22 protein-coding genes are annotated in these 22,011 nt (G+C 70.7%); 7 read left to right on the forward strand and 15 right to left on the reverse strand.

Going from position 1 to position 22,011, the window contains the following annotated elements:
* Positions 1–78: 78 nt before the first annotated feature.
* Positions 79–654, reverse strand: a complete 576-nt coding sequence (locus ACIBI9_RS42535; protein ID WP_397231261.1) for a helix-turn-helix domain-containing protein — start codon at positions 652–654, stop codon at positions 79–81.
* Positions 655–747: 93 nt separating this feature from the next.
* Between ACIBI9_RS42535 and ACIBI9_RS42540 the strand changes: the two genes are divergently transcribed.
* A complete protein-coding gene (locus ACIBI9_RS42540; protein WP_397231263.1) occupies positions 748–1,587 on the forward strand; it encodes an EamA family transporter in 840 nt (279 codons plus the stop codon).
* A gap of 19 nt (positions 1,588–1,606) precedes the next feature.
* A complete protein-coding gene (locus ACIBI9_RS42545; RefSeq protein ID WP_397231265.1) occupies positions 1,607–2,551 on the forward strand; it encodes an anti-sigma factor RsbA family regulatory protein in 945 nt (314 codons plus the stop codon).
* Between the two features lie 10 nt (positions 2,552–2,561).
* On the opposite strand, the gene ACIBI9_RS42550 is transcribed toward ACIBI9_RS42545, so the two are convergent.
* Positions 2,562–3,146 carry a sigma-70 family RNA polymerase sigma factor gene (locus ACIBI9_RS42550; protein ID WP_185068057.1) on the reverse strand — a complete coding sequence of 195 codons (585 nt, stop codon included), beginning with the start codon at positions 3,144–3,146 and terminating at the stop codon, positions 2,562–2,564.
* Positions 3,147–3,393: 247 nt separating this feature from the next.
* Here ACIBI9_RS42550 and ACIBI9_RS42555 point away from each other — a divergent pair, with 247 nt between their 5' ends.
* On the forward strand, positions 3,394–4,467 hold the full coding sequence (locus ACIBI9_RS42555) for a PLP-dependent cysteine synthase family protein (RefSeq protein WP_397231267.1): 1,074 nt from the start codon (positions 3,394–3,396) through the stop codon (positions 4,465–4,467).
* Positions 4,468–4,473: 6 nt separating this feature from the next.
* On the opposite strand, the gene ACIBI9_RS42560 is transcribed toward ACIBI9_RS42555, so the two are convergent.
* Complete coding sequence (locus ACIBI9_RS42560) at positions 4,474–5,448, reverse strand: ABC transporter substrate-binding protein (protein WP_397231269.1); 975 nt, start codon at positions 5,446–5,448, stop codon at positions 4,474–4,476.
* A gap of 105 nt (positions 5,449–5,553) precedes the next feature.
* Between ACIBI9_RS42560 and ACIBI9_RS42565 the strand changes: the two genes are divergently transcribed.
* From ACIBI9_RS42565 to ACIBI9_RS42575, 3 genes are read left to right on the forward strand one after another with little or no spacing between them, the layout of a single operon-like run.
* Positions 5,554–6,588 carry a FecCD family ABC transporter permease gene (locus tag ACIBI9_RS42565; RefSeq protein WP_397231271.1) on the forward strand — a complete coding sequence of 345 codons (1,035 nt, stop codon included), beginning with the start codon at positions 5,554–5,556 and terminating at the stop codon, positions 6,586–6,588.
* Positions 6,588–7,631 (forward strand): FecCD family ABC transporter permease, encoded by a 1,044-nt coding sequence (locus ACIBI9_RS42570; protein WP_397231273.1) that lies wholly within the window; start codon positions 6,588–6,590, stop codon positions 7,629–7,631. Before ACIBI9_RS42565 ends, ACIBI9_RS42570 begins: the two co-directional genes overlap by 1 nt.
* Positions 7,628–8,431, forward strand: coding sequence for an ABC transporter ATP-binding protein (locus ACIBI9_RS42575; protein ID WP_397231275.1), 804 nt, complete (start codon positions 7,628–7,630; stop codon positions 8,429–8,431). Before ACIBI9_RS42570 ends, ACIBI9_RS42575 begins: the two co-directional genes overlap by 4 nt.
* A gap of 13 nt (positions 8,432–8,444) precedes the next feature.
* Here the strand turns inward: ACIBI9_RS42575 and ACIBI9_RS42580 are convergent, their stop codons facing one another.
* From ACIBI9_RS42580 to ACIBI9_RS42605, 6 genes are all read right to left on the reverse strand, one after another.
* On the reverse strand, positions 8,445–10,121 hold the full coding sequence (locus ACIBI9_RS42580) for a tetratricopeptide repeat protein (RefSeq protein WP_397231277.1): 1,677 nt from the start codon (positions 10,119–10,121) through the stop codon (positions 8,445–8,447).
* 253 nt (positions 10,122–10,374) lie between these two features.
* On the reverse strand, positions 10,375–11,553 hold the full coding sequence (gene ftsY, locus ACIBI9_RS42585; protein WP_397231279.1) for a signal recognition particle-docking protein FtsY: 1,179 nt from the start codon (positions 11,551–11,553) through the stop codon (positions 10,375–10,377).
* Between the two features lie 102 nt (positions 11,554–11,655).
* On the reverse strand, positions 11,656–15,336 hold the full coding sequence (gene smc, locus ACIBI9_RS42590) for a chromosome segregation protein SMC (RefSeq protein WP_397231281.1): 3,681 nt from the start codon (positions 15,334–15,336) through the stop codon (positions 11,656–11,658).
* 176 nt (positions 15,337–15,512) lie between these two features.
* Entirely contained in the window at positions 15,513–15,707 is a 195-nt protein-coding gene (locus tag ACIBI9_RS42595; protein WP_090938435.1) for a hypothetical protein, read from the reverse strand.
* 190 nt (positions 15,708–15,897) lie between these two features.
* A complete protein-coding gene (locus ACIBI9_RS42600; RefSeq protein WP_192787578.1) occupies positions 15,898–16,185 on the reverse strand; it encodes an acylphosphatase in 288 nt (95 codons plus the stop codon).
* Between the two features lie 11 nt (positions 16,186–16,196).
* Positions 16,197–17,099, reverse strand: coding sequence for a LysR substrate-binding domain-containing protein (locus ACIBI9_RS42605; protein ID WP_397231283.1), 903 nt, complete (start codon positions 17,097–17,099; stop codon positions 16,197–16,199).
* 91 nt (positions 17,100–17,190) lie between these two features.
* Here ACIBI9_RS42605 and ACIBI9_RS42610 point away from each other — a divergent pair, with 91 nt between their 5' ends.
* A complete protein-coding gene (locus ACIBI9_RS42610; RefSeq protein ID WP_397231285.1) occupies positions 17,191–18,354 on the forward strand; it encodes an MFS transporter in 1,164 nt (387 codons plus the stop codon).
* Here the strand turns inward: ACIBI9_RS42610 and mutM are convergent.
* The 6 genes from mutM to rsmD form a co-directional block, all read right to left on the reverse strand.
* Complete coding sequence (gene mutM, locus ACIBI9_RS42615; protein ID WP_397231287.1) at positions 18,302–19,147, reverse strand: bifunctional DNA-formamidopyrimidine glycosylase/DNA-(apurinic or apyrimidinic site) lyase; 846 nt, start codon at positions 19,145–19,147, stop codon at positions 18,302–18,304. The genes ACIBI9_RS42610 and mutM overlap by 53 nt on opposite strands.
* A gap of 38 nt (positions 19,148–19,185) precedes the next feature.
* Entirely contained in the window at positions 19,186–19,926 is a 741-nt protein-coding gene (rnc, locus tag ACIBI9_RS42620; RefSeq protein ID WP_397231289.1) for a ribonuclease III, read from the reverse strand.
* A 195-nt stretch (positions 19,927–20,121) separates the two neighbouring features.
* Positions 20,122–20,301, reverse strand: coding sequence for a 50S ribosomal protein L32 (rpmF, locus tag ACIBI9_RS42625; RefSeq protein ID WP_139632166.1), 180 nt, complete (start codon positions 20,299–20,301; stop codon positions 20,122–20,124).
* A 1-nt stretch (position 20,302) separates the two neighbouring features.
* A complete protein-coding gene (locus ACIBI9_RS42630) occupies positions 20,303–20,872 on the reverse strand; it encodes a YceD family protein (RefSeq protein ID WP_378525625.1) in 570 nt (189 codons plus the stop codon).
* Positions 20,873–20,925: 53 nt separating this feature from the next.
* On the reverse strand, positions 20,926–21,402 hold the full coding sequence (gene coaD, locus ACIBI9_RS42635; protein WP_185068071.1) for a pantetheine-phosphate adenylyltransferase: 477 nt from the start codon (positions 21,400–21,402) through the stop codon (positions 20,926–20,928).
* Positions 21,403–21,416: 14 nt separating this feature from the next.
* Complete coding sequence (gene rsmD / locus ACIBI9_RS42640; RefSeq protein WP_397231292.1) at positions 21,417–21,983, reverse strand: 16S rRNA (guanine(966)-N(2))-methyltransferase RsmD; 567 nt, start codon at positions 21,981–21,983, stop codon at positions 21,417–21,419.
* Positions 21,984–22,011: the final 28 nt, after the last annotated feature.

Below are 22,011 nucleotides of genomic sequence, written 5' to 3' on the forward strand. Positions count from 1 at the left end.
TCACGCAAGCCTCACCGACCGCAAACATTACTGGCTGTTACCAAGGTTTTCCATGCTGTTCGCCAAGGAGGAGCGCCGCTATTCGTCATGGGCCTCGCGCGGCTCCGCGACGACCATCACGAACCTGAGGTCCTCGGTCCCCCGGTTGGCGTAGCGATGGGGCCGGTCGGCCGTGAAGAGCACCGCGTCGTCCTTGCCGATCACGTGGCTCTTGCCGTACACGGTGAGCGTCAGCTCCCCGTCCAGGACGGTCAGCATCTCGCGGGTTCCCGGCGGGTGGGCGTCGCCGTCGTGGTGCTCGCCGGGCGCCATCCGCCAGTCCCACAGCTCCAGGATCATCGGCACGTCGGCCCCGACCAGCAGCCGCGCCCGCACGTCCCCCTGGTCGAACGTGACCACGTCGGCCTTGCTCACGATCCGCACCGTCGGCACGTCGGCGACCTCGACGAGCCGGGCCACCGTGACGCCCAGGGCGGAGGCGATCCGGGTGAGGGTGGAGACGCTCGGGTTCGTCCTGCCCTGCTCCACCTGGACCAGCATGCCCCTGCTCACCCCCGACCTGGCGGCGAGGGCGTCCAGCGTCAGCCCCCGGTGCGCCCGCTGGGCCCGGACGTTGTTGGCGATGGCCTGGTTGATCAGGTCTGGATCTTCCACGCAGTGCAGTCTAGTGAATTCGATTTGCAGTGGAATGTACTCTATGTGTTGTACTGACAGTGCAATCTGTTGAACCAAAGGGGGGAAATACCGGTGACGGTGATCCTGGCGACCGCGTGCGCGGTGGTGTACGGCACGGCCGACTTCTTCGGCGGCCTGGCCACCCGCCGATCCCAAGTGCTGTCGGTCGTCGTGCTGTCGCAGATCGCGGGCCTGGTGCTGATCCTCGCCCTGCTGCCGGTGCTGCCCGGCACGGCCGGCGCCGCCGCCCTGTCGTGGGGCCTGGCGGCGGGCCTGTCGGGCGCGGCCGGGCTGGTGCTGTTCTACCGGGCGCTGGCCACGGGCGTCATGTCGGTGGTCGCCCCGACGACCGCGGTCACCTCGGCGGCGCTGCCCGTGGTGTTCGGGCTGGCGACGGGCGAGCGGCCCACGTTCTGGGCGCTGGTGGGGGTGGCGCTGGCGCTCTGCGCGGTGCTGCTGATCAGCCAGGACAGCTCCACCGAACGCCGGGGCTCCCGCGCCTCGGTGCTGACCGCGCTGGCGGCCGGGGCCGGGTTCGGCGGCTTCTTCATCCTGCTGGCCATGGCGCCGGACGATGCCGGGCTGTGGCCGCTGGTCGGCGCCAGAGTGTCGTCGATCACGACGGTGGCGCTGCTGGCCCTGGTCACGCGGCGCGCGCTCAGGCCCGGCCCGGGCTCCCTGCACATCATCGTGGCGGCCGGCGTGCTCGACATGGCGGCCAACGTGCTCTACCTGCTCGCCCAGCAGGACGGCCTGCTCAGCCTGGTCGCCGTGCTGGTGTCGCTGTACCCCGCGAGCACCCTGCTGCTGGCCAGACAGGTGCTCGGAGAGCGGCTGCGGGCCATCCAGGTGGCCGGTGTGGCCTGCGCGCTCGGGGCGGTGGCGTTGATAGCCGTTGCGCAGCACCTCTAGCGCTTGCTACGTTTCGCCCGTGCGCCCTGACCGGGCACGTTCCGACGGTGAGTCGCTGCGGCACATCGCGGTGCCGCACGACTCGGACGAGACCTTTGTGAGGCTCGCCACGCCGCGCGTGCGCTCCGCCCTCGACGAGGGCAGGCACGTGCTGGTGATCACGTGCGCGGACAAGCTGGCCCTGCTGCACGACGCCCTCGGCCGCGACGCCGGGCGCATCGACAGCCAGGTCTCGACCGGCTGGTACGGGCATCCGTACCGCACCCTGGCCGCCTATCACGAGTACACCCGCGACCGCCGCACCCTCGTCATCGGCGAGCCCGACTGGGAGGGCAGGAGCGAGCGCGACATCAGGGAGCTCATCCGCTACGAGTCGGTGGTCAACGCCGCGCTCCGCCCGGCGGCGGCGATCATGTTGTGCCTGTACGACGCGCGCCGCGCCCCCGAGACCGCGCTCGACTTCGGCCCGGTCAGCCACCCGTTCCTGCTGGGCGCGGACGGCGAGGCGGTCAGCACCCGCTTCGTCGAGCCCCACGAGTTGGTCCTGAACGGCGACCGCGCACCCCTGCCCCCACCCGCCGACGGCGCCGAGACCATCCCCTTCACGGCCCGCGAGCTGAAGCGGCTGCGCCAGAGCGTGGGCGACTACGCCAGGGCGGCCGGCATGGACCGCAACCTGATCACCTCGCTCGTGATCAGCGTGTCCGAGATCGCCGCGAACAGCATCGAGCACGGCGCCGGGTACGGCATGATCACGATGTGGGTGAGCGACGGGGAGCTGGTCTGCGAGATCGCCGACCCGGGCGGCGCCCTGGACGACCCGTTACCCGGCTACATACCACCTGAGCCCGAATCCCCTCGGGGATACGGGCTCTGGATCAGCCGGCAGCTCTGCGATCTCGTGCAGCTGCGCAATGAAGGCGGCGTGTTACGCGTCCGCCTTCATCTCATGATGGGGTCGTAGGGGTCTGTCCTCACGCGGCGCGCTGGGCGGGGAGCCGTACGGCGCCTTCCTCGCGGGCGTACTCCTCGAGCATGCCGCGCAGCTGGCGGCGGCCCCGGTGGAGGCGGGACATGACGGTCCCGATGGGCGTGCCCATGCGGTCGGCGATCTCCTTGTACGCGAATCCCTCCACGTCGGCCAGGTAGACGGCCACGCGGAAGTCCTCGGGCAGCGAACGCAGGGCGTTCATCACGACGCTGTCGGGCAGCCGGTCGAGCGCCTCGGTCTCGGCCGAGCGCAGGCCCGTCGAGCTGTGCGACTCGGCGGCGTGCAGCTGCCAGTCCTCGATGTCCTCGGCGGCCGACAACTTGGGCGAACGCTGCTTCTTGCGGTAGTCGTTGATGAAGTTGTTGGTGAGGATCCGGTGCAGCCACGCCTTGAGGTTGGTGCCCTCCCGGAACTGGTGGTACGAGGTGTACGCCTTGGCCACCGTCTCCTGCACCAGGTCCTCCGCGTCAGCGGCGTTGCGGGTGAGGCGCATGGCGGAGGCGAACAGCTGCGACGTCACGGGCACGACATCGCGCTCGAACCAGTCCTGACGCTGCTCATCGGTCATAGTGATCAATTCATTCCCCCTTGCGCTATCCCCCGTTTCGGCACAAGCCGCCTGCGGGCGGTTTCCATCATGGCAAGTCCCCGGTAAGGGACGCGTTAGAGATTCCGCCTTGGTCAGAGGGGGGTTCCGTCCATCTGCTCGCGGCGTGTGTGGTCACGTCCACGGCCGGACAAGTCTCAGTATCATAACACTACCCACCCAATTTTGCAGTAATAGTGGCAAGAGTCACATGGGATAGCGTATGGGCATGAGTTTTGTGGACCGTCACGACCTTGCTTCGCGCCACTGGGTGACAGACGCCATACGCAAGGTCGAGGCCGATGCCAACCGTAGCTGCGACACACATCTGCACGTCTTTCCGCTGCCCTCGCACTGGGGTGTAAACCTCTACTTGAAAGACGAATCGGTACACCCGACGGGTTCACTCAAACATCGACTTGCTCGTTCCTTGTTCCTCTACGGCCTCGCGAACGGCTGGATCGGGCCCACCACGACGATCGTGGAGGCGTCGAGCGGGTCCACGGCGGTGAGCGAGGCGTACTTCGCCCGCCTGCTGGGCCTGCCGTTCATCGCGGTCATGCCCGCGTCCACGTCGCCGGAGAAGTGCCACCTCATCGAGTTCTACGGCGGGAAGTGTCACCTCGTGACCGACCCCGGCGCGATCTATGAGGAATCTCACCGTCTGGCCGCCGAGACCGGCGGCCATTTCATGGACCAGTTCACCTACGCGGAGCGGGCCACCGACTGGCGCGGCAACAACAACATCGCCGAGTCCATCTATTCCCAGATGTCCATGGAGCCCCACCCGGAGCCCTCCTGGATCGTAGTGGGCGCCGGCACCGGCGGCACGTCGTCGACCATCGGCCGCTACATCCGCTACCGCCGCCACCCCACCCGCCTGGCCGTCGTCGACCCCGAGGGCTCGGCCTTCTACCCGAGCTGGGTCTCCGGCGACACCGCCGTCACCGCGCGGGGCTCCCGCATCGAGGGCATCGGCCGCCCGCGCGTGGAGCCCTCGTTCCAGCCGTCCGTCATCGACCGCATGATCGCCGTCCCCGACGCCCGCTCGATCGCCGCCATGCACTGGACGCGCGAGGTCACGGGCCTGGACGTCGGCGGCTCCACGGGCACGAACATGGCGGCCTGCGTGGACCTCATCCAGGAGATGCGCTCGGCGGGCGAGCAGGGCAGCATCGTCACCCTGGTCTGCGACAGCGGCGACCGCTACCGGGGCACGTACGGCAACCCGAGCTGGCTCGCCGACCAGGACCTCGACGTCGATGCCCACCTGACGGAGCTCCGCGCGTTCCTGCCGGGCTGAGCGGGCTCAGGCCTTCGCCGGGTCCACCTCGAAGAGCTTGGCCACGTCGTCCAGGATCGCGTGCGCGCCCTGGATGCCGACCGCGCTCATCCAGGTCAGGTCGTTGACGTCGTGCTTGTCGCCCTTGAGCTTGCCCCAGAGCGGGTTGCCGACGAACTTCTCCTTGGCCTCCTCAGCCGACGGATCCTGATATGTCGAGACGAAGATGTGGTCGGCGTCCAGGTCGGTGATCCGCTCCTGGCTGACGTCCACCGCGATCGCGTCGTCCTTGGTCGGCTGACCCTCGGGCCGCGGGAACCCGATGTCCTTCATCACCAGCCCGGAATAGGACTTCTCGACATACAGCCGGACCGTCGGCTCGCCGGCGAACCTCACGACCGAGATCGTCGGCAGCTCGCCGTCCTTGGCCTTGATGGCCGCGCCGATCTTCGCCGCTCGTCCCTCGTACTCCTTGATCCTGGAGTCGGCGAGTTGCTCCTTGCCCAGGGCCTGTCCCATCAGCCGGACGTTCTCCTTCCAGATGGCCCCGGTGGTCTCGCTGAAGACGGTCGGCGCGATCTTGGACAGCTTGTCGTACAGGGCCTCATGCCGCACCTTCGCGGAGACGATCAGGTCGGGCTTGAGCGCGATGATCTTCTCCAGGCTCGGCTCCTCCAGCGTGCCGACCGGGGTCGCCTCCTTGCCGTACTGCGCGGCCACGGTCCCGAGATAGTCCGGCAGCTTGGAGTCGATCGAGCGGTACGTGGTGTACCCCACCACCGGCGTCTCCAGCGTGAGCACCGCGTCGACGAAGCTCTGGTCGAGCGCCACCACCCGCTTCGGCTGGGCCGGGATCACGGCCTCGCCCATCGCGTGCTTGACGGTCCTGAACGGGGCACCGGAGGCGGGAGCCGCCGCGCTCCCCCCGGAAGCGCCGGAAGAGCCACAGGCCGCGAGCCCTGCCACGAGGAGAGCGCCGACCAGCATGCGCAACGGTCTCATAAGATCCCTTTCCCAAATCCCAAAGTAAGGTAAACCTAAATTAGGTTAGCCCTGCCTAAGCTGGCATACTTCACCGTGATCGGGCAAATGTTGAGGAGGACGTGGGTGAGTGCGACCGCTGTGGCCCCGCGCCTCCATGGCATCCGCCACAGACGGCTCACCGTTCTCCTCTCCCTGCTGGCCGCCGTGCTGGTCACGATCGTGCTGAGCATCACGATCGGCTCCAAGTCCGTGCCGGTCGCCGACGCCTGGCACGCCCTCACGGCCCCCAGCGGGACCGAGAACGACATCGTCATCCGCTCGCTGCGCATCCCTAGGACCGCCCTGGGCATCCTCGCCGGGATCGCGCTCGGCGTGGCGGGCGCGCTCATGCAGGGTCACACCCGCAACCCGCTCGCCGACCCGGGGCTGCTCGGCGTCACGCAGGGGGCGGCGTTCGCGATGGTGTCCTCGATCATCCTGCTCGGCACCTCCAGCCTGCTCGCCTACATCTGGTTCGGCCTGGCGGGCGCCCTGGTGGCCAGCGTCGGGGTGTTCGCGCTGGGCATGGTGGGCGGCAGGGGCGGCCCGACCCCGGTCACGCTGGCGCTGGCGGGCACCGCCGTGAGCGCCCTGCTGTACGCGCTGACCTCGGCCATCGTGCTGCTCGACGAGCAGGCGATGGACGTCTTCCGCTTCTGGCAGGCCGGCTCGATCGCTGCCAGGGGCTCGGACGTGGTCTGGCAGGTGCTGCCGTTCATCCTCGTGGGCCTGGTGCTCGCGATGGTCAACGCGCCGGGCCTGAACGCCCTCTCCCTCGGCGAGGACGTGGCCAGGAGCCTCGGCCAGAACATCTCCACGACCCGGGCCGTCGGCGTCGCCGCGGTCACCCTGCTGTCGGGCGCGGCCGTCGCGGCCTGCGGCTCGCTGGCGTTCGTGGGCCTGATCGTGCCCCACCTCGCCCGCCCGCTGTCGGGCACCGACCACCGGTGGCTGCTGCCGTTCTCGGGGCTGATCGGCGCGGCGCTGCTACTGCTCGCCGACGTGATCGGCCGGGTGGTGGCCCCGCCGGGAGAGCTTGAGGTGGGCGTGGTGCTCGCGCTGCTCGGCGCGCCGTTCTTCGTCGCGCTCGTCAGGCGCAGGAAGCCAGTGCGACTGTGATGACCGCCCTCTCCCTTCGCGTCGGTGCCATGTCCTGGCGGGTACGGCTGCGCGGCGTCGCCGTCTCCCTGATCGGCCTGGTCCTGATCGTCCTGCTCATGGCCATGAACATGCGCATCGGCGAGATCCGGATGACGCTGCCGGAAGTGATCTCCGGCACGTTCGACGTCAACAGCGCCGCCCACTTCGTCATCATGGAGCTGCGCCTGCCGCGCGCCCTCACCGGCGCCCTCGTCGGCGCGGCGCTCGCGCTGTCCGGCGCGATCATCCAGTCCATCGCGCGAAACCCGCTCGCCAGCCCCGAGATCCTCGGCGTCACCACCGGCGCCTCGGTCACGGTCGTGGCCGGCGTCGTGGCCAGCGGCAGCGCGTACGGCGGCACCAGCGGCCTGCTGGCCACTGTCGGCATCCCCGCGCTGGCGCTGCTCGGCGGCCTGATCGGCGCGGCCGTCGTGTACGGGCTGGCGTGGCGGCGCGGCCTGGACGGCTACCGGCTGGTCCTGGTCGGCATCGGCGTGGCCGCCGTGTTCACGAACATCAAGTTCTGGCTCCTGACCGTCGGCGACGTCAACGACACCGGCCGTGCCATGGTCTGGATCAGCGGCTCGCTCAACGGCCGCGGCTGGGAGCACGTGCTGCCCACCGCGCTGGCCTTGGCCGTACTGGTGCCGCTGACCCTGCTCGGCACCCGCTCCCTCGACGCCCTGCGCTTCGGGGACGACACGGTGACCGCGCTCGGCGTCCGCACCAACCTGGCCCGCGCGCTGATGATCCTGGCGGCCGTGCTGCTGGCCGCCGTGGCCACCGCCTCCGCCGGCCCGATCGCGTTCGTGGCCCTGGCCTCGCCGCAGATCGCGCTGCGGCTCACCCGCTCCGCCCAGCCGCCGCTGCTGTGCTCGGCGGTCGTGGGCGCCGTGCTCACCACCGCCGCCGACCTGATCGCCAGGACCGCGTTCTCCCCGCTGGAGCTGCCGGTCGGCATCGTCACGGCCGTGCTGGGCGCCCCTTACCTGATCCACCTGATCTGGAGGTCACGCAAATGAGGCTGCAGGCCGCCGGCGTCAAGCTCGGGTACGGCGAACGCCTGGTGGTCGACGGGCTCGACCTCGGCATCGAGGCGGGCACGGTGACCACGATCATCGGTCCGAACGGCTGCGGCAAGTCCACGCTGCTGCGCGCGCTCGGCCGCCTGCTCAAGCCGCAGGGCGGCGAGGTGCTGCTGGACGGCAAGCGCATCGACAAGATCCCCACCCGCGAGGTGGCCAAGATCCTCGGCGTGCTCCCCCAGGCGCCCAGCGCCCCCGAAGGGCTGACCGTGGCCGACCTGGTGGCCAGGGGCAGGCATCCGCACCAGACGTGGTACCGGCAGTGGTCCTCGGACGACGAGGGCGCCGTCGCCGCCGCCCTGGACATGACGGGCCTGGCCGACCTGGCGGAACGGCCGCTGGACGAGCTGTCGGGCGGGCAGCGGCAGCGGGCGTGGATCTCCATGGCCCTGGCCCAGGGCACGGACCTGCTGCTGCTCGACGAGCCGACCACGTTCCTGGACCTGGCGCACCAGGTGGAGGTGCTGGAGCTCGTACGGCACCTGCACCAGGAGGCGGGCCGCACGGTCGTCATGGTCCTGCACGACCTCAACCTCGCGGCCCGCTACGCCGACCGGCTGGTGGCCATGCGCGCCGGGCGGGTGGTCGCGGCGGGCACCCCGCACGAGGTGCTGACCGAGGACCTGCTGGGCGAGGTGTTCGAGCTGGACGCCAAGGTCATCGAGGATCCGGTGGCGGGGACGCCGCTCGTGGTTCCGATCCGGCCGCGTTCGCACCCCGCGGACCCGCGAGCTTGACCCACCGCGGCGATCACACGTCGGCCAGCGCCCGCCTGACCTCCTCGTCGTCGGGAGCCAGCTCCGCGGCTCTGAGCAGGTCGTCCCTGGCCTTGTCCGCCAGCCCCGCGGCCCGGTGGACCACGGACCTGTTGAACAGCAGCTCGGCCGTCTCCGCCAGCTTCAGCGCGTGGGTCAGGTCGGCCAGCGCCGCGTCGTGGTCGCCGCTCTCGAAGGCCAGCTCGGCCCGGCCCGCCCAGGCCGCCACCAGGTCGGGGTCGGCCTCCAGCGCCCCGTCGAACGCGGTCCGCGCCTCCGGGCGCCTGCCCTCGGCCAGCTCCACCTGCCCGAGCACGCACAGCAGGTGGGGGTCGCGGGGCGTCAGCCCCAGCCCGCGCACCACGTCCTCCCTGGCCCTCGCGTAGTCCCCCATGGCCACACCGATCCCGCTGCGGTTCACGTACGCGGGCGCGAACTCGGGGTCGAGCTCCAGCGTGTGGTCCAGGTCGGCGCGGGCCCCGTCGAGGTCGCCCGCCGCGAACCGGACCTCGGCCCGGTTGTAGTACGCCTCGGGGAAGGGCGGGCTGAGCCGCATGACCGCCTCGTAGTCGGCCAGCGCCTCCTCGGACCGGCCGAGCCGGTGCAGCAGGTTGCCGCGTTCGAGGTAGTAGTCGGGATAGCCGGGATCGGCCTCCACGGCCCGCGTGTAGTCGGCCAGCGCCTCCTCCGTCCGGCCCGCCATGGCCAGGAGCTGCGCCCTGTTGGCGTGCAGCACGAGCCGGTGGATCGGGTGCTCGCCGGCCAGGTCCGTCTCCGCCAGGTCGACGGCCTGCCGCACGAGCTCCGCCGCCGCCTCGTGACGGCCCCTGCGCACCTCGACCAGGGCCTTGCCGTTGAGGTCGAACCCGAGGTGGAAGGCCCGCTCGTGGCGGTCCGGCAGCAGCGACGTGATCGTGATCGCCTCGTTGATCCAGGCCAGGGCCTGCTCGGGGTCACGCCGGGCGGGGTCGTGGTGGCGTACGAGGATCATGGCGGTGGCGTACGCGACGGTGGCGCGGTGCTTGGGGTCGGTGCTCACGCGCCTGGCCCGGTCGTAGAGCTCGCGGGCCTCGTCCTCGCGCTCGATGGCCTCCAGGGCGCCGGCCACCCGCTGCAGGAGGTGCTGCCAGCCCTCCGGGTCGTCCTCGTACGCCATCCCGCGCAGCACCGCCAGCCCCGACTCGGCCATGGCGTGGTGGAAGCCCTCGTCGCGGTACCGGTCGAAGTCCGCGAACAGCGGTCCGGTGCTCGGAGCCGACGGGCCCTCGTCGATGCGCAGCAGCTGGGGGTCGAGCCGGCGCCGCAGCACGGCCACCAGCTCGGTGTCGGTGTGGTCGGCCGCGTCCAGGTTCGTCACGGTGAGCGCGAGGGGGCCCGTGTCGCGCAGGTGGTCGCGGACGAACTCGGCCAGCCCGTTCGCGATCCTGAGGCTGCGCCGGGCGCCGGGCACGAGGATGCGCTGCCCCCTGGGCAGGCGGCCGGCCAGCGAGGTCCTGCGCTCGGGGACGGACTCGCGTAATCGCGGCGCGGCGGCGCGGATCTCGATGTCGTGCGCGGCGACCAGCTCGGGCCGGTGCTCCAGCGCCTGGGGGACGAGGTGGCCGAGGAGCCCGGCCGCGAAAGTGTAGGGGCCGCCGATCCGGCGGTCGGCGTCAAGGAAGATCGTGTCCACGAAAGGCCTTCCGTGCTGGCCGGCGCCCCACGAGACGCCGGCCGGGCGGCTCAGGCGCTGTGTCTCGGCGCGGCCGCGGCGGTCGGCTTCACGGTTCCTGGCCGATGAACGACGATCTTCTTCATGGCGCCCCTTTGCGCGGAACGAGCGATCATTGATGACCGCTACATGTCAGCACAAGGAAAAGCCTTCGAACAATTCTTTATCTGGTAATGGCTATTCCTTCGACAATTACCGCGCGCCCGGAAACGTGTCAGTCGCCCAGGATCGCGTCCACGAACACCTCGGGGTCGAACGGCGCCAGATCGTCGGGCCCCTCGCCCAGCCCCGCGAGCTTGACCGGCACCCCCAGCTCCCGCTGCACGGAGATCACGATGCCGCCCTTGGCGGTGCCGTCGAGCTTGGTCAGCGCGATGCCTGTGATGTTGACCACCTCGGCGAACACCTGGGCCTGGCGCATGCCGTTCTGGCCCGTGGTGGCGTCGAGGACGAGCAGCACCTCGTCGACCGTGGCCTTCTTCTCGATGACCCGCTTGACCTTGCCCAGCTCGTCCATGAGGCCGGTCTTGGTGTGGAGGCGGCCCGCGGTGTCGACGATGACCACGTCGACCTTCTCCTCGATCCCCTTGGCGACGGCGTCGAACGCCACGGAGGCCGGGTCACCGCCCTCGGGGCCGCGCACGACGTCGGCGCCCACGCGCTCGCCCCAGGTCTGGAGCTGGTCGGCGGCGGCCGCGCGGAACGTGTCGGCCGCGCCGAGCACGACCTTCCTGCCGTCGCCGACGAGCGAGCGGGCGAGCTTGCCGGTGGTGGTGGTCTTGCCGGTGCCGTTGACGCCCACGATGAGGGCCACCGCGGGCCGCTCACCGTGCTTCTGGATGTGGAGCGTGCGGTCGAGGTCGGGGTTGATCTGGGCCAGCAGCTCCTCGCGCAGCAGACCGCGCAGCTCCTCGGGGGTGCGGCTGCCCAGCACCTTGACCTTGGTGCGCAGGTCGTCGACGATCACGCGGGTCGGCGCGACGCCGACGTCGGCGGTGATCAGCTTCTCCTCGACCTCGTCCCATACGTCGTCGTCGAGGCGGTCGCGGGAGAGCAGCTCCAGCAGGCCGCGCCCGAGGGCGCTCTGCGAGCGCGCAAGCCGTGAGCGCAGCCGCACCATCCGGCCCGCGGACGGCGGCGGCACCTCGATCTCGGGCTTGACGACGGCCGGCTCGGCGGGCTTGACCGGTGGCGGCAGCGTGGTGGTCGCGCCCTCGCCCTCCTCGCCCGCCACTCCCGCGGGCCGCTCCTCCTTCTCGGGAAGCACGGGGGGCTCTGGCGGTTTGACCGGCGGGGCCGCCTTGCGACCCGGCTTGAAGTACAGCAGAAGGCCGCCGGCCGCCAGCAGGGCGACGACGGCCACGATCACTATGACGCCGAGGTAACCATCCACAAGATGTCAGTTTTCCAGATCGACCGGCATGGTCATGCCCAAGGCACCACCGATCAGCCCCAACTCACGTCCTCAGACCGCCTGTCCGGCGAGCCGCCGGGGTCAGGCCGGCTCGCGTTCGCGGAGGCGCTGGCTGACGACCTGCGTCACGCCGTCCCCGCGCATCGAGACGCCGTAGAGCGCGTCGGCGATCTCCATCGTGCGCTTGTTGTGGGTGATGACGATCAGCTGCGAGCTCTGGCGCAGCTCCTCGAACAGCGTCAGCAGCCGCTGCGTGTTCGTGTCGTCGAGAGCCGCCTCGACCTCGTCCATCACGTAGAACGGCGAGGGCCGCGCCTTGAAGATGGAGATCAGGAACGCCACGGCGGTCAGCGACCGCTCGCCGCCCGACAGCAGCGACAGCCGCTTGACCTTCTTGCCCGGCGGCCTGGCCTCGACCTCGATGCCGGTGGTCAGCATGTCGGCCGGCTCGGTCAGCACCAGCCGTCCCTCGCCGCCCGGGAACACCCTGGTGAAGATCTGCTCGAACTCCCGGGCCACGTCCTCGTACGCCGAGGCGAACATCTGCTCCACCCGGTCGTCGACCTCCTTGACCACGGTCAGCAGGTCGCGCCTGGTCTTCTTGAGGTCCTCGAGCTGCGAGGTGAGGAACGCGTGCCGCTCCTCCAGCGCCGCGAACTCCTCCAGGGCGAGGGGGTTGACCTTGCCGAGCTGGTTCATCTGCCGCTCGGCGGCCCTGGCCCGCTTCTCCTGCTCCTCGCGCACGTACGGCACGGGCGGGTCGCCGGGGACCGGGGCCTCTGGCCCGTACTCGGAGATCAGGGCCTCGATCTCGACCCCGAACTCCTCCAGGGCCCGCTGCTCCATCTGCTCCAGCCGCAGCCGCTGCTCGGTGCGGGCGACCTCGCTGCCGTGCACGCGGTTGACCAGCTTGTCCAGCTCCTGGCCGAGCTCGCGGACGCGCAGGCGCACCTGCTTGAGCTCGGCGTCGACGGCGACCCTGGCGAGGTCGGCCTCGTCACGCTCCCTCGACGCGAGCCTGATGGAGGACTCGAGCGCGCTGAGCACCTGCTTGGCGCCCTTGCTGACGGCCTCGGCCACGGCGGCCTGCCGGCGGCGCCTGGCGCGCTGGGCGGCGGCCTCGGCGCGGTCCTGGCGCTCGCGCTGGGCGGCCCGGACGAGTCCGTCGGCGCGGCCTTCGATGCCCTTGACCCGCTCCTCGGCGGTGCGGACCTGGAGCCGGGTGTCCATCTCGCGCTGCCTGGCGGCCTCGCAGGCGCCGGCCAGGTCGTCGCGCAGGTCGGTGGTGGGCTCGGACTCCAGCTCCTGGGCGTATTCGGCCTCGGCCAGGCGGATCTCCAGCTCGGCCAGCTCCTCCAGCCCTTCGGCGCGGGCCTCCTCCGCCTTGGTGACGCTCACGGCCAGGCGCTCGGCCTCGTCGTGGGCGGCGTTGGCGGCGGCCTCGAGCTGGGCCAGGCGCTTGGCGGCGGCGGCGTTGCGCTGGTCGGCCTCCCGCTGGCGGCCCCTGACCTGGTCGAGGGCCCCCTGGGCGGCGCTCACGCCCGCCTGGGCGGTGGTGACGGCGGTCTGGGCCTCGTTGACCTTCGCCTGGGCGGCCTCCAGCGCCGTCTGGGCCGCCTGCTCCTCCTCGACCGCCTGGTCGAGGGCGGCGGCCGTCTCCTCCGCCCGCCTCTCGGCCTCCTCCAGGTCCCTCACGGCCTCGTCGAACGCGGCCCGCACCTGCAGCACGGAGGTGCCGCCCTCGGAGCCGCCGCTGGCCAGGTGCGCGCTCACCAGGTCGCCCGCCTTGGTGACCGCCCTGAGCCCGGGGTGGCTCCCGACGACCGCGCGGGCGGCTTCGAGGTCCGCCACGACCACGACGTCCGCGAGGACGTGGTCGAGGGCGGGCCGCAGGTGGTCGGGGACCGTGACGAGGTCGGCGGCCCACTGACCGCCTTCGGGAGCCGCCGTACGGGCGCGCCGGGCCCTGTCGTCCTCCGCCCCCACCAGGAGGGTCGCCTGGCCCGAGCCCTGGGCGCGCAGCAGCTCCAGTGCCTCGACGGCCGTGTCGAGGGTCTTGACCGCGATGGCCTCGGCGACCGGGCCCAGCACGGCCGCCACCGCCGGCTCGGCGCCGGGCGTGACCTGCATCGAGGCGGCCAGCGGCCCCAGCACCCCGGCCAGGTCCGCGTCCAGCAGGGCCGCGCCGCCGTCGCCCTTGGCGAGCCCCAGCTCCAGGGCGTCCCGGCGGGCGATCAGCGCGGCCACGGATCGCTGGGCCTCCTGGTCGGCGGCGCGCGCGGTGGTCATCCCGGATTTGGCGGCCTGCAGGGCGGCGCGGGGCGCGTCGAGGCCCGACTTGGCCTCCTCGGCCGCCGCCCGCGCCTCGTCGGCGACCGCCCTGGCCTCCTCCACCGTCGCCTGCGCCGTGGCCAGCTCCTCGGCGAGCGCGGGATCGACCGCGGGCTCCTCCAGCCGCTGCGCCTCCAGGTCCTCCCTGGCCCGCCGCTCGCGCCCGGCCGCGTCGGCCACGGACTGCTGGAGCCGCCCGATCTCCTCCTCGGCGGCCCGCGTCCGGCTCCGTACGGAATCGACCTGGCCGCGCAGCTTGGCCAGCCCTTCGCGGCGGTCGGCGGCGGCCCGGGCGGCCAGGGCGAGGCGGTGCTCCTCGGTGCTCAGCTCGGCCTCGGCCTCGGCCCGCCGCTGGACGGCCTCGTCCAGCAGCTCCTGCGCCTGCTCCAGCTCGGCCCTGAGGATCAGCTCCCGCTCGCGCACCTCGGCCGCCTCGCGCTCGAGGTCTTCGGGGTCGCGGCCGCGGCGCTCGATGGCGGCGGCGTCGAGCGCGTGCCGGTGGCGTTCGGCGGCGAGCCGCGCCAGGCCGGTGATGCGCTCGCGCAGCGACGAGAGCCGGAAGTACGTCTCCTGCGCGGCGCTCAGCCGCGGCTGCGTCTCGGCCTCGGCCGTCTCCAGGGCCGCCTCGCGCTGCTGGCCTTCCGCCAGCTCGGACTCGACCTTGTATCGCCTCTCCATGATGGCGGCCTCGTCGGCGGCCTCGCGCTCCAGCGTCGTACGCAGGATGCACACGTCGTCGGCCAGCAGCCGCAGCCGGGCGTCACGCAGGTCGGCCTGGATGACGGCGGCCTTGCGGGCGATCTCCGCCTGCCGGCCCAGCGGCTTGAGCTGGCGGCGCAGCTCGGTGGCGAGGTCTTGCACGCGGGTCAGGTTGGCCTGCATGGAGTCGAGCTTGCGCAGCGCCTTTTCCTTGCGCTTGCGGTGCTTGAGCACGCCGGCGGCCTCTTCGATGAACGCCCGCCGGTCCTCGGGCCCCGCGTGCAGGACGGCGTCGAGCTGGCCCTGGCCGACGATCACGTGCATCTCGCGGCCGATGCCGGAGTCGGACAGCAGCTCCTGGATGTCGAGCAGGCGGCAGGTGTCGCCGTTGATCGCGTATTCGCTCTGCCCCGACCGGAACATCAGCCGGCTGATCGTGACCTCGGTGTAGTCGATCGGCAGCGCGCCGTCGGAGTTGTCGATGGTCAGCGTCACCTCGGCGCGCCCGAGCGGCGGCCTGGAGGAGGTGCCGGCGAAGATGACGTCCTCCATCTTGCCGCCGCGCAGCGACTTGGCGCTGTGCTCGCCCATGACCCAGGCGAGGGCGTCGACGACGTTGGACTTTCCCGAGCCGTTGGGGCCGACGACGCAGGTGATGCCCGGCTCTAGACGCAGGGCGGTCGCAGAGGCGAAAGACTTGAAGCCGCGCAGGGTGAGGGTCTTCAAATACAAGCGCGACCCCCTTCTGCCTGATGCGGACTCGGGAAAGCCTACTGGTCCTCACTGCCCCACGCGGGCCGGTGCAGTCCACACCGGCCCGACCTGGGCAAAGGAAGCTTTCCGAATATCGGCAAATAACAAGGGACGCCTCTCCGAGACGTCCCTGGGGTCTTGCGCTCCGATCACTCTCAGGTGAGTGCCGGCTCGCGCTCTTGCATGCGGCTTAGCGCCTCATCGCGGGTTTGCGCCGCAAGAGCGTCATTGGTGGCCTGAAGTCGGATGAGTTCTGCCTCCAGATCCCGGATACGCTGCTGCAGGCGGCGCATCTCCGAGACCATTCGAGGGTCAGGACCGCCGACGTGGCCGAGTAGAGCCTTCGCCATGGTAAAGGGTCCTCCACGCTGAGTGACCAGACTGGTTCGCGCACTTCTATTCCGCGGGAGGGGTGCGCGTGGTACCTAACAAGAGTCGCACCGGCAGTGTGGGCGGTCAAGTCGAACGAACCGCTGAGCCCTACTGATGGGCACTCCCGACATACAACTATACCCTATTTGGGCGGTTTAACGGAAGTCGCTAGCGCTCCACAAACCCGCCCAAACTACCTCGGGGTTCACTCCAACGTTCCACTACTCCATCGACCCTGCCCGGCGTGTCGCAACCTCTGAGCAGCGCCAGCAGCTTGACGCACGCCTCGCGCGGGCCCTCCGCGACCACCTCCACCCGTCCGTCCTCGGTGTTGCGTGCCCACCCCACGAGCCCCAGCTCCAGTGCGCGCGCCCGGGTCCACCAGCGGAACCCCACACCTTGGACCCTGCCCCGTACCCAGGCGGTCAGCCGTGAGTTGTCATTGTTTTCCTGCATTTCATCTCCCGTCAGGCCACAAGGGACTCCACCCGGTGTGCGTGCCCGACGGCCGTCTCGTTGAACGCCAGCACGGCCGCGGTCTCTGCCGCCTTCACCCAGGCCAGGCCCATGATCGACGGGCTCAGCCCGGCGACGGGGACGAAGCTCACGTCGGGCCGCCGGTGGTGGGCCGCCGTCGGCGTGCAGAACAGCATGCCACCCCGGTCGAGCGCCACCTGGGTCAGGCCCTCCTGGCTGGTGGCGACGGTGCCGGCCAGGGGAATCGGGCGTCCGGAAGGGGTTACGGACGGGGCGATCCGCTCGCGCCAGGCGCGCGGGGCGGGGCCGTCCAGGCCGATCAGGGGCACGTCCGCCAGTTCCTCCGCGGCGATGCCGGTGCGGGCGGCCAGCGGATGGCGGATGGAGACGCCGAGTTGGTAGGAGACCTCGTTCAGCGCTTTGCCGGTCGCCAGGTCCGGCTCGTTCACCGGGAGTAGCGTGAACGCGAGATCCACCTGCCCGGCGCGCAACTTGCCGAAGGGGTCCGAGAGCGGGATCTCGACCAGCTCGACCTCGCACTCCGGAAACCGGCGTTCGAAGGCCCGCACGCTGCCGGTGACGACCTCCGTGGGCGTGGCCAGGAAGCCGACCTTGAGCTCGCCGGTCACCTCGCGGGCGGCCGCCTTGGCCCGGTGCACCGCATTGGCCAGGCCGTCGTAGGAGGGGCGCAGGTCGGCCAGGAAACGCTCGCCCAGGGGCGTGAGGCGCACCCTGCGGCTGGTGCGCTCGAAGAGCCTGCCGCCGATCCTGGTCTCCAGCGAGCGCATGAGCTGGCTCACCCTGCCGGGCGACAGATAGAGGCGCTCGGCCGTACGCGCGAAGTGCAGCTCCTCGCTGAGCACCACGAAGCACTCCAGCTCCCTGAACTCCATCCCCATCCCCTCGGATCGCTTAGCCTGCCTAAACCAAGCCTTCGGACTTCGTCATTGTTCCCGTCCGCCGCCGAACCCGAGGCTGAGGGGCATGACCATTACCGATGTCTCCCCTGCCACCCGGGCGCGCTGGCTCGCCGTGTCGTCGGTGGCGGTGGGCACGTTCACCATCGTGACCAGCGAGATGCTGCCCGTCGGCCTGCTGACCTCGATCGCCGCCACCCTTGAGGTGTCCGACGGGACGGCCGGGCTGATGATGTCGGCCCCGGGGCTGGTCGCCGCCGTGTCCGCGCCGGTGCTGGCGCTCACCGCCCGCCGGCTCGACCGGCGGACGATCTTGATCGGGCTGATGGCGCTGCTGGCGGTGGCCAACCTGGTGGGCGCCTTCGCTCCGAGCTATCCCGTCATCCTGGCCGCCCGGGTGCTGACCGGGGTGAGCATCGGCGGATTCTGGGCGTTCGCGGCCGGTCTCGGGACGCGGCTGGTGCCGGAACGGTCCGTCGGGCGGGCCACGTCGATCATCCTGGCCGGGGTGTCCGTGGCGTCGGTGCTGGGCGTGCCCGCGGCGACGTTCGTGTCGTCGTTCGCGGGGTGGCGCAGCACGTTCGTCGCGATGGGGGTGGTGGCGCTGGTCCTGATCGTCGTCCTGTACGCGACCCTGCCGCCCCTTCCGGGCGAGGCCCTTGCCCGGACTCCGGAATCCCGGCGCCGATGGCTCTCCGGACCGCTCAAGACCGTTCTCGTCATGACCGTGCTCGTCGTGTCCGGCCACTTCGCCGCCTACACCTACGTCCGGCCGTTCCTGGAGCAGGTCTCGCACGCCGGCCCCGCCCTCGTCAGCACGACCCTGCTCCTGTACGGCGCCGCGGGCGTGGCGGGCAACTTCGCCGCCGGGGCGTGGGCGGCCAGGAACCCCAAGCCGGTCCTGATCGCTCTGGCCGCCCTCATCGCGCTCGCCACGGCGGCCCTGGCCTCGATCGGCCTGCCGCTGGTCGTGCTGCTGGTGTGGGGCTTCGGCTACGGGGGCGTCGGGGTGACCCTGCAGCTGTGGATCATGCGCTCGGGCGGCGGGGAGCTCGGCACGGCGCTCTTCGTCGGCGCCTTCAACGTCTCCATCGCGCTCGGCGCGTTCGCCGGCGGCCGGGTCGTGGACGGGGTCTCGATCTCCGCGGTGATGTGGCTGGGCTGCGGGCTCGCCGTTCTCACCGCGGCCGTCGCTGGCATCTGGGGCAGGAGTAGGACGAGCGGTTCATGAACGGCTCGCGCCTGATCGCGGTGCCGCAGCGGGAGCAGGGCAGGTCGCGCCGGCCGTAGACCTCCAGCGAGCGCTCGAAGTAGCCGCTCTCGCCGTTGACGTTGACGTACAGGCTGTCGAACGAGGTGCCGCCCTGCTGCAGCGCGGAGGACATGACGGCGCGCACCCCGGCCAGCAGCTCGGCGATCTTGGGACGCGTGAGCGTCTGCGTCTGGCGGGCCCAGTGCAGGCGGGCGATCCACAGGGCCTCGTCGGCGTAGATGTTGCCGACGCCGCTGATCAGCGACTGGTCGAGCAGCGCGCGCTTGATCTCCGTGTGCCTGGCCCCGAGCCTCAGGGCGAACTCCGCGTCGTCGAACCCCGGCTCGAACGGGTCGGGGGCGATGTGGGCGATCGGCTCCGGGACGCCCGCGGCCAGGCCGGTCAGCATGACGTGGCCGAACGTCCGCTGGTCGACGAAGCGCAGGTCGGGGCCGCCGTCCTCGAACCGGACGCGTACCCGCAAATGCTTCTCCAGCGGCGAGTCGGGCTCGACGACCAGCAGCTGGCCGCTCATCCCCAGGTGGGCCAGGAGCGCTTCCTCGGCGCCCGACAGCGGCAGCCACAGGTACTTGCCGCGCCGCTCGGCCGACAGCAGCGTGCGGCCCTTGAGGCGCGCGGTGAACTCGTCGGCTCCGGGCGCGTGCCGCCTGATGGCGCGGGGATGCAGCACCTCCGCCGAGGCGATCTCGCGCCCGATGACCCACTGCGCGAGGCCGCGCCTGACGACCTCGACCTCCGGTAGCTCAGGCACCTCAGACCCTTTCGTGTGGCTCGCCCCCGGGCGGCCGTTCAGCCCGCGGGCTGGCTCTCGCGCTGCTCCCGCCGGGCCCTGATCCGGGTCCAGGCCGCCTCGGCCGCCTGCTGCTCGGCCTCCTTCTTGCTGCGGCCGTTGCCCGAACCGTAGGACTCGCCGCCGACCCGCACCATGGCCGTGAACGACTTGGCGTGGTCGGGGCCGCTCTCCTCGACGTGGTATTCGGGCACGCCGAGCGCCTCGGAGGCCGTCAGCTCCTGCAGGGAGGTCTTCCAGTCGAGCCCGGCGCCGAGCGAGGCCGAGCGGACGATCAGCGGGTCGAACAGCAGGTGCACCACCCGGAACGCCTCGTCGAGCCCCTTGTCGACGTAGATCGCGCCGATCAGCGCCTCGAGGGTGTCGGCCAGGATGGACGACTTGTCGCGCCCACCGGTGCCCTCCTCGCCCCTGCCGAGCCGCAGGAACCGGCCCAGGCCCAGGTTGCGGGCCACGTCGGCCAGCGCGCGCATGTTGACCACCGCGGCACGCAGCTTCGCCAGCTGCCCCTCGGGCAGGTCGGGGTGGTTGCGGTAGAGGGTGTCGGTGACCACCAGGCCCAGCACCGAGTCGCCCAGGAACTCCAGGCGCTCGTTGGTGGGCAGGCCGCCGTTCTCGTACGCGTAGGAGCGGTGCGTCAGCGCCCGCTCCAGGATGTCGGGGTCGAGGCCGACCGCCAGGACCCGCTCCAGCTCGTCTCGGGCGACCTCTACGGCCACCGGCTTAGGACCTGTGCCCACGTGCTTTCCTCCTCGGACATCTTCGCATGGTGCGTCGACTGCGGAAGATGCCCGAAAACGTGGTGGGCGTCGGGGTAACGCGTAGCCCCGGCGTCCACCACGGCCGCGGGCGAACCGCCGCCGCACGCATCTGAGACGGTAACGCCGACCGAGGCACCATCGCACCCGGTCGGCATCACGTCAACTGCTGACGGATCAGGCGGACGGCTCGATGACCTGACGACGGTTGTAGGTGCCGCAGGTGGGGCACGCGATGTGCGGCTGCTTGGGCGAACGGCACTGCGGGCAGCTCACCAGGGCGACAGCAGTCGTCTTCCACTGGGAGCGACGGTGGCGGGTGTTACTCCGCGACATCTTTCGCTTCGGGACGGCCACGTCACTTCTCCTGATCGTTATCTTTGTCGGTAATCAGACCTTGCAACGACGCCCAGCGGGCATCGATCTTCTCGTGCCGGTGATCCTCGCCGGCCTCGGCCAGCTTGATCCCGCACTCCGTGCAGAGCCCTTCGCAGTCCTCGCGGCAGACGGGGCTCAACGGCAGTGCGAGCACCACCGCGTCGCGGAACGTCGGCTCGAGGTCGAGCAGCTCGCCGTCGAGCAGCGAGTCCTCCTCCGAGGCGTCCTCGTCGGAGTAGAAGAACAGCTCCTGCAGGTCAACCTCGAGGTCCGAGGTGACGGGGTCGAGACAGCGGGCGCACTCCCCGGCGAGCGGGGCCTGCGCCGTGCCCGACACGAGCACGCCTTCCATCACTGCTTCGAGCCGGAGGTCCAGCTCGACTTCGGCGTCTTTGGGGACACCGATCATGTCGACGCCGAGATCTGCCGGTGCCGGGAGGGTCAGAGTCATCTGCCGCATCGTGCCCGGCCGCTTTCCCAGGTCATGAGTGGAGATCACCCACGGGGAGCGGGGGTCGAGGTGCTGAGTCATCCTGCTCTCGCTAGGCATGGCGAGACGATCGCCGTCGTACAAGGCCGAAATGAAAGGATAGCAGGTCGCGCTCAGCCCCTGAGCCGCTCGATGAGCAGCTTGTGCACGAGATCGGGCACGAGGCCCGAGACGTCCCCACCATACCTGGCGATCTCCTTCACCCTGCTGGAGGACAGGAACGAGTATTCGGGGTTCGTGGGCATGAACAGCGTCTCGACCCCCGACAGGCGGTAGTTGAGCTGCGCCATCTGCAACTCGTAGTCGAAGTCGCTGACCACCCTGATGCCTTTGACGATGGCGGGGATGTCGTTCTGCCTGCAGAAGTCGACCAGCAGTCCGTGGAATTTCCGCACCTTGACGTTCGGATATTCCTTGGTCACGGTCTGCAGGATCTCAATTCGTTCGTCCACCGTGAACAGGCTGCTTTTCTCGACGTTGATGAGGACTGCCACGGTCACCTCGTCATAGAGCCGGGCGGACCGGCCGATGATGTCGAGGTGGCCATTCGTGATGGGGTCGAACGACCCCGGGCAGACTACGCGGCGCAAGACGCCTCCCAGGTCTACGGGTTCCCGGCGGCGCGACCGTACCAAACGGACGCTTCGCCATAACGACGGACCCTCTCCTCAACGTAGCCTTCCGGCCACATCAGGGCCTTTCCCCTGCTTTCCCTCTCGAATGCCACCAACGCCTCATCCAGGAGCCACCCGTTGTCGCGCAGCGACTCCAGCGTCCGCCGGACCTCCTCGTCGGACACGGCGTAGGGCGGGTCGGCGAAGACGATGTCGTACGGCTCGGCGGGCGGCTTGCCGAGCACGCGCTCGACCTTGTCCGCGATCACCAGGGCGCCGTCGAGGCCGAGCGACTGGACGTTCGCCTTGATCGTCCTGACGGCCTTGGGGTCCGACTCCACCAGGACGGCCTCCTTGGCGCCCCTGGACAGCGCCTCAAGGCCGATCGCCCCGGACCCGGCGTACAGGTCGAGCAGGCGGGCGCCGGCGAGGCCGTACAGCGAGTCGAGCGTCAAGAAGATCCCTTCTCTGGCCCTGTCGCTGGTCGGTCTCGTCCCCCGCCCCGGCGGCACCGCCAACCGCCTGCCACCCGCGCTGCCTGCGATGATCCGCGTCATGTGACCCATTGTTCCGCATGTTCGCGCA

Source organism: Nonomuraea sp. NPDC050451 (assembly GCF_044458585.1).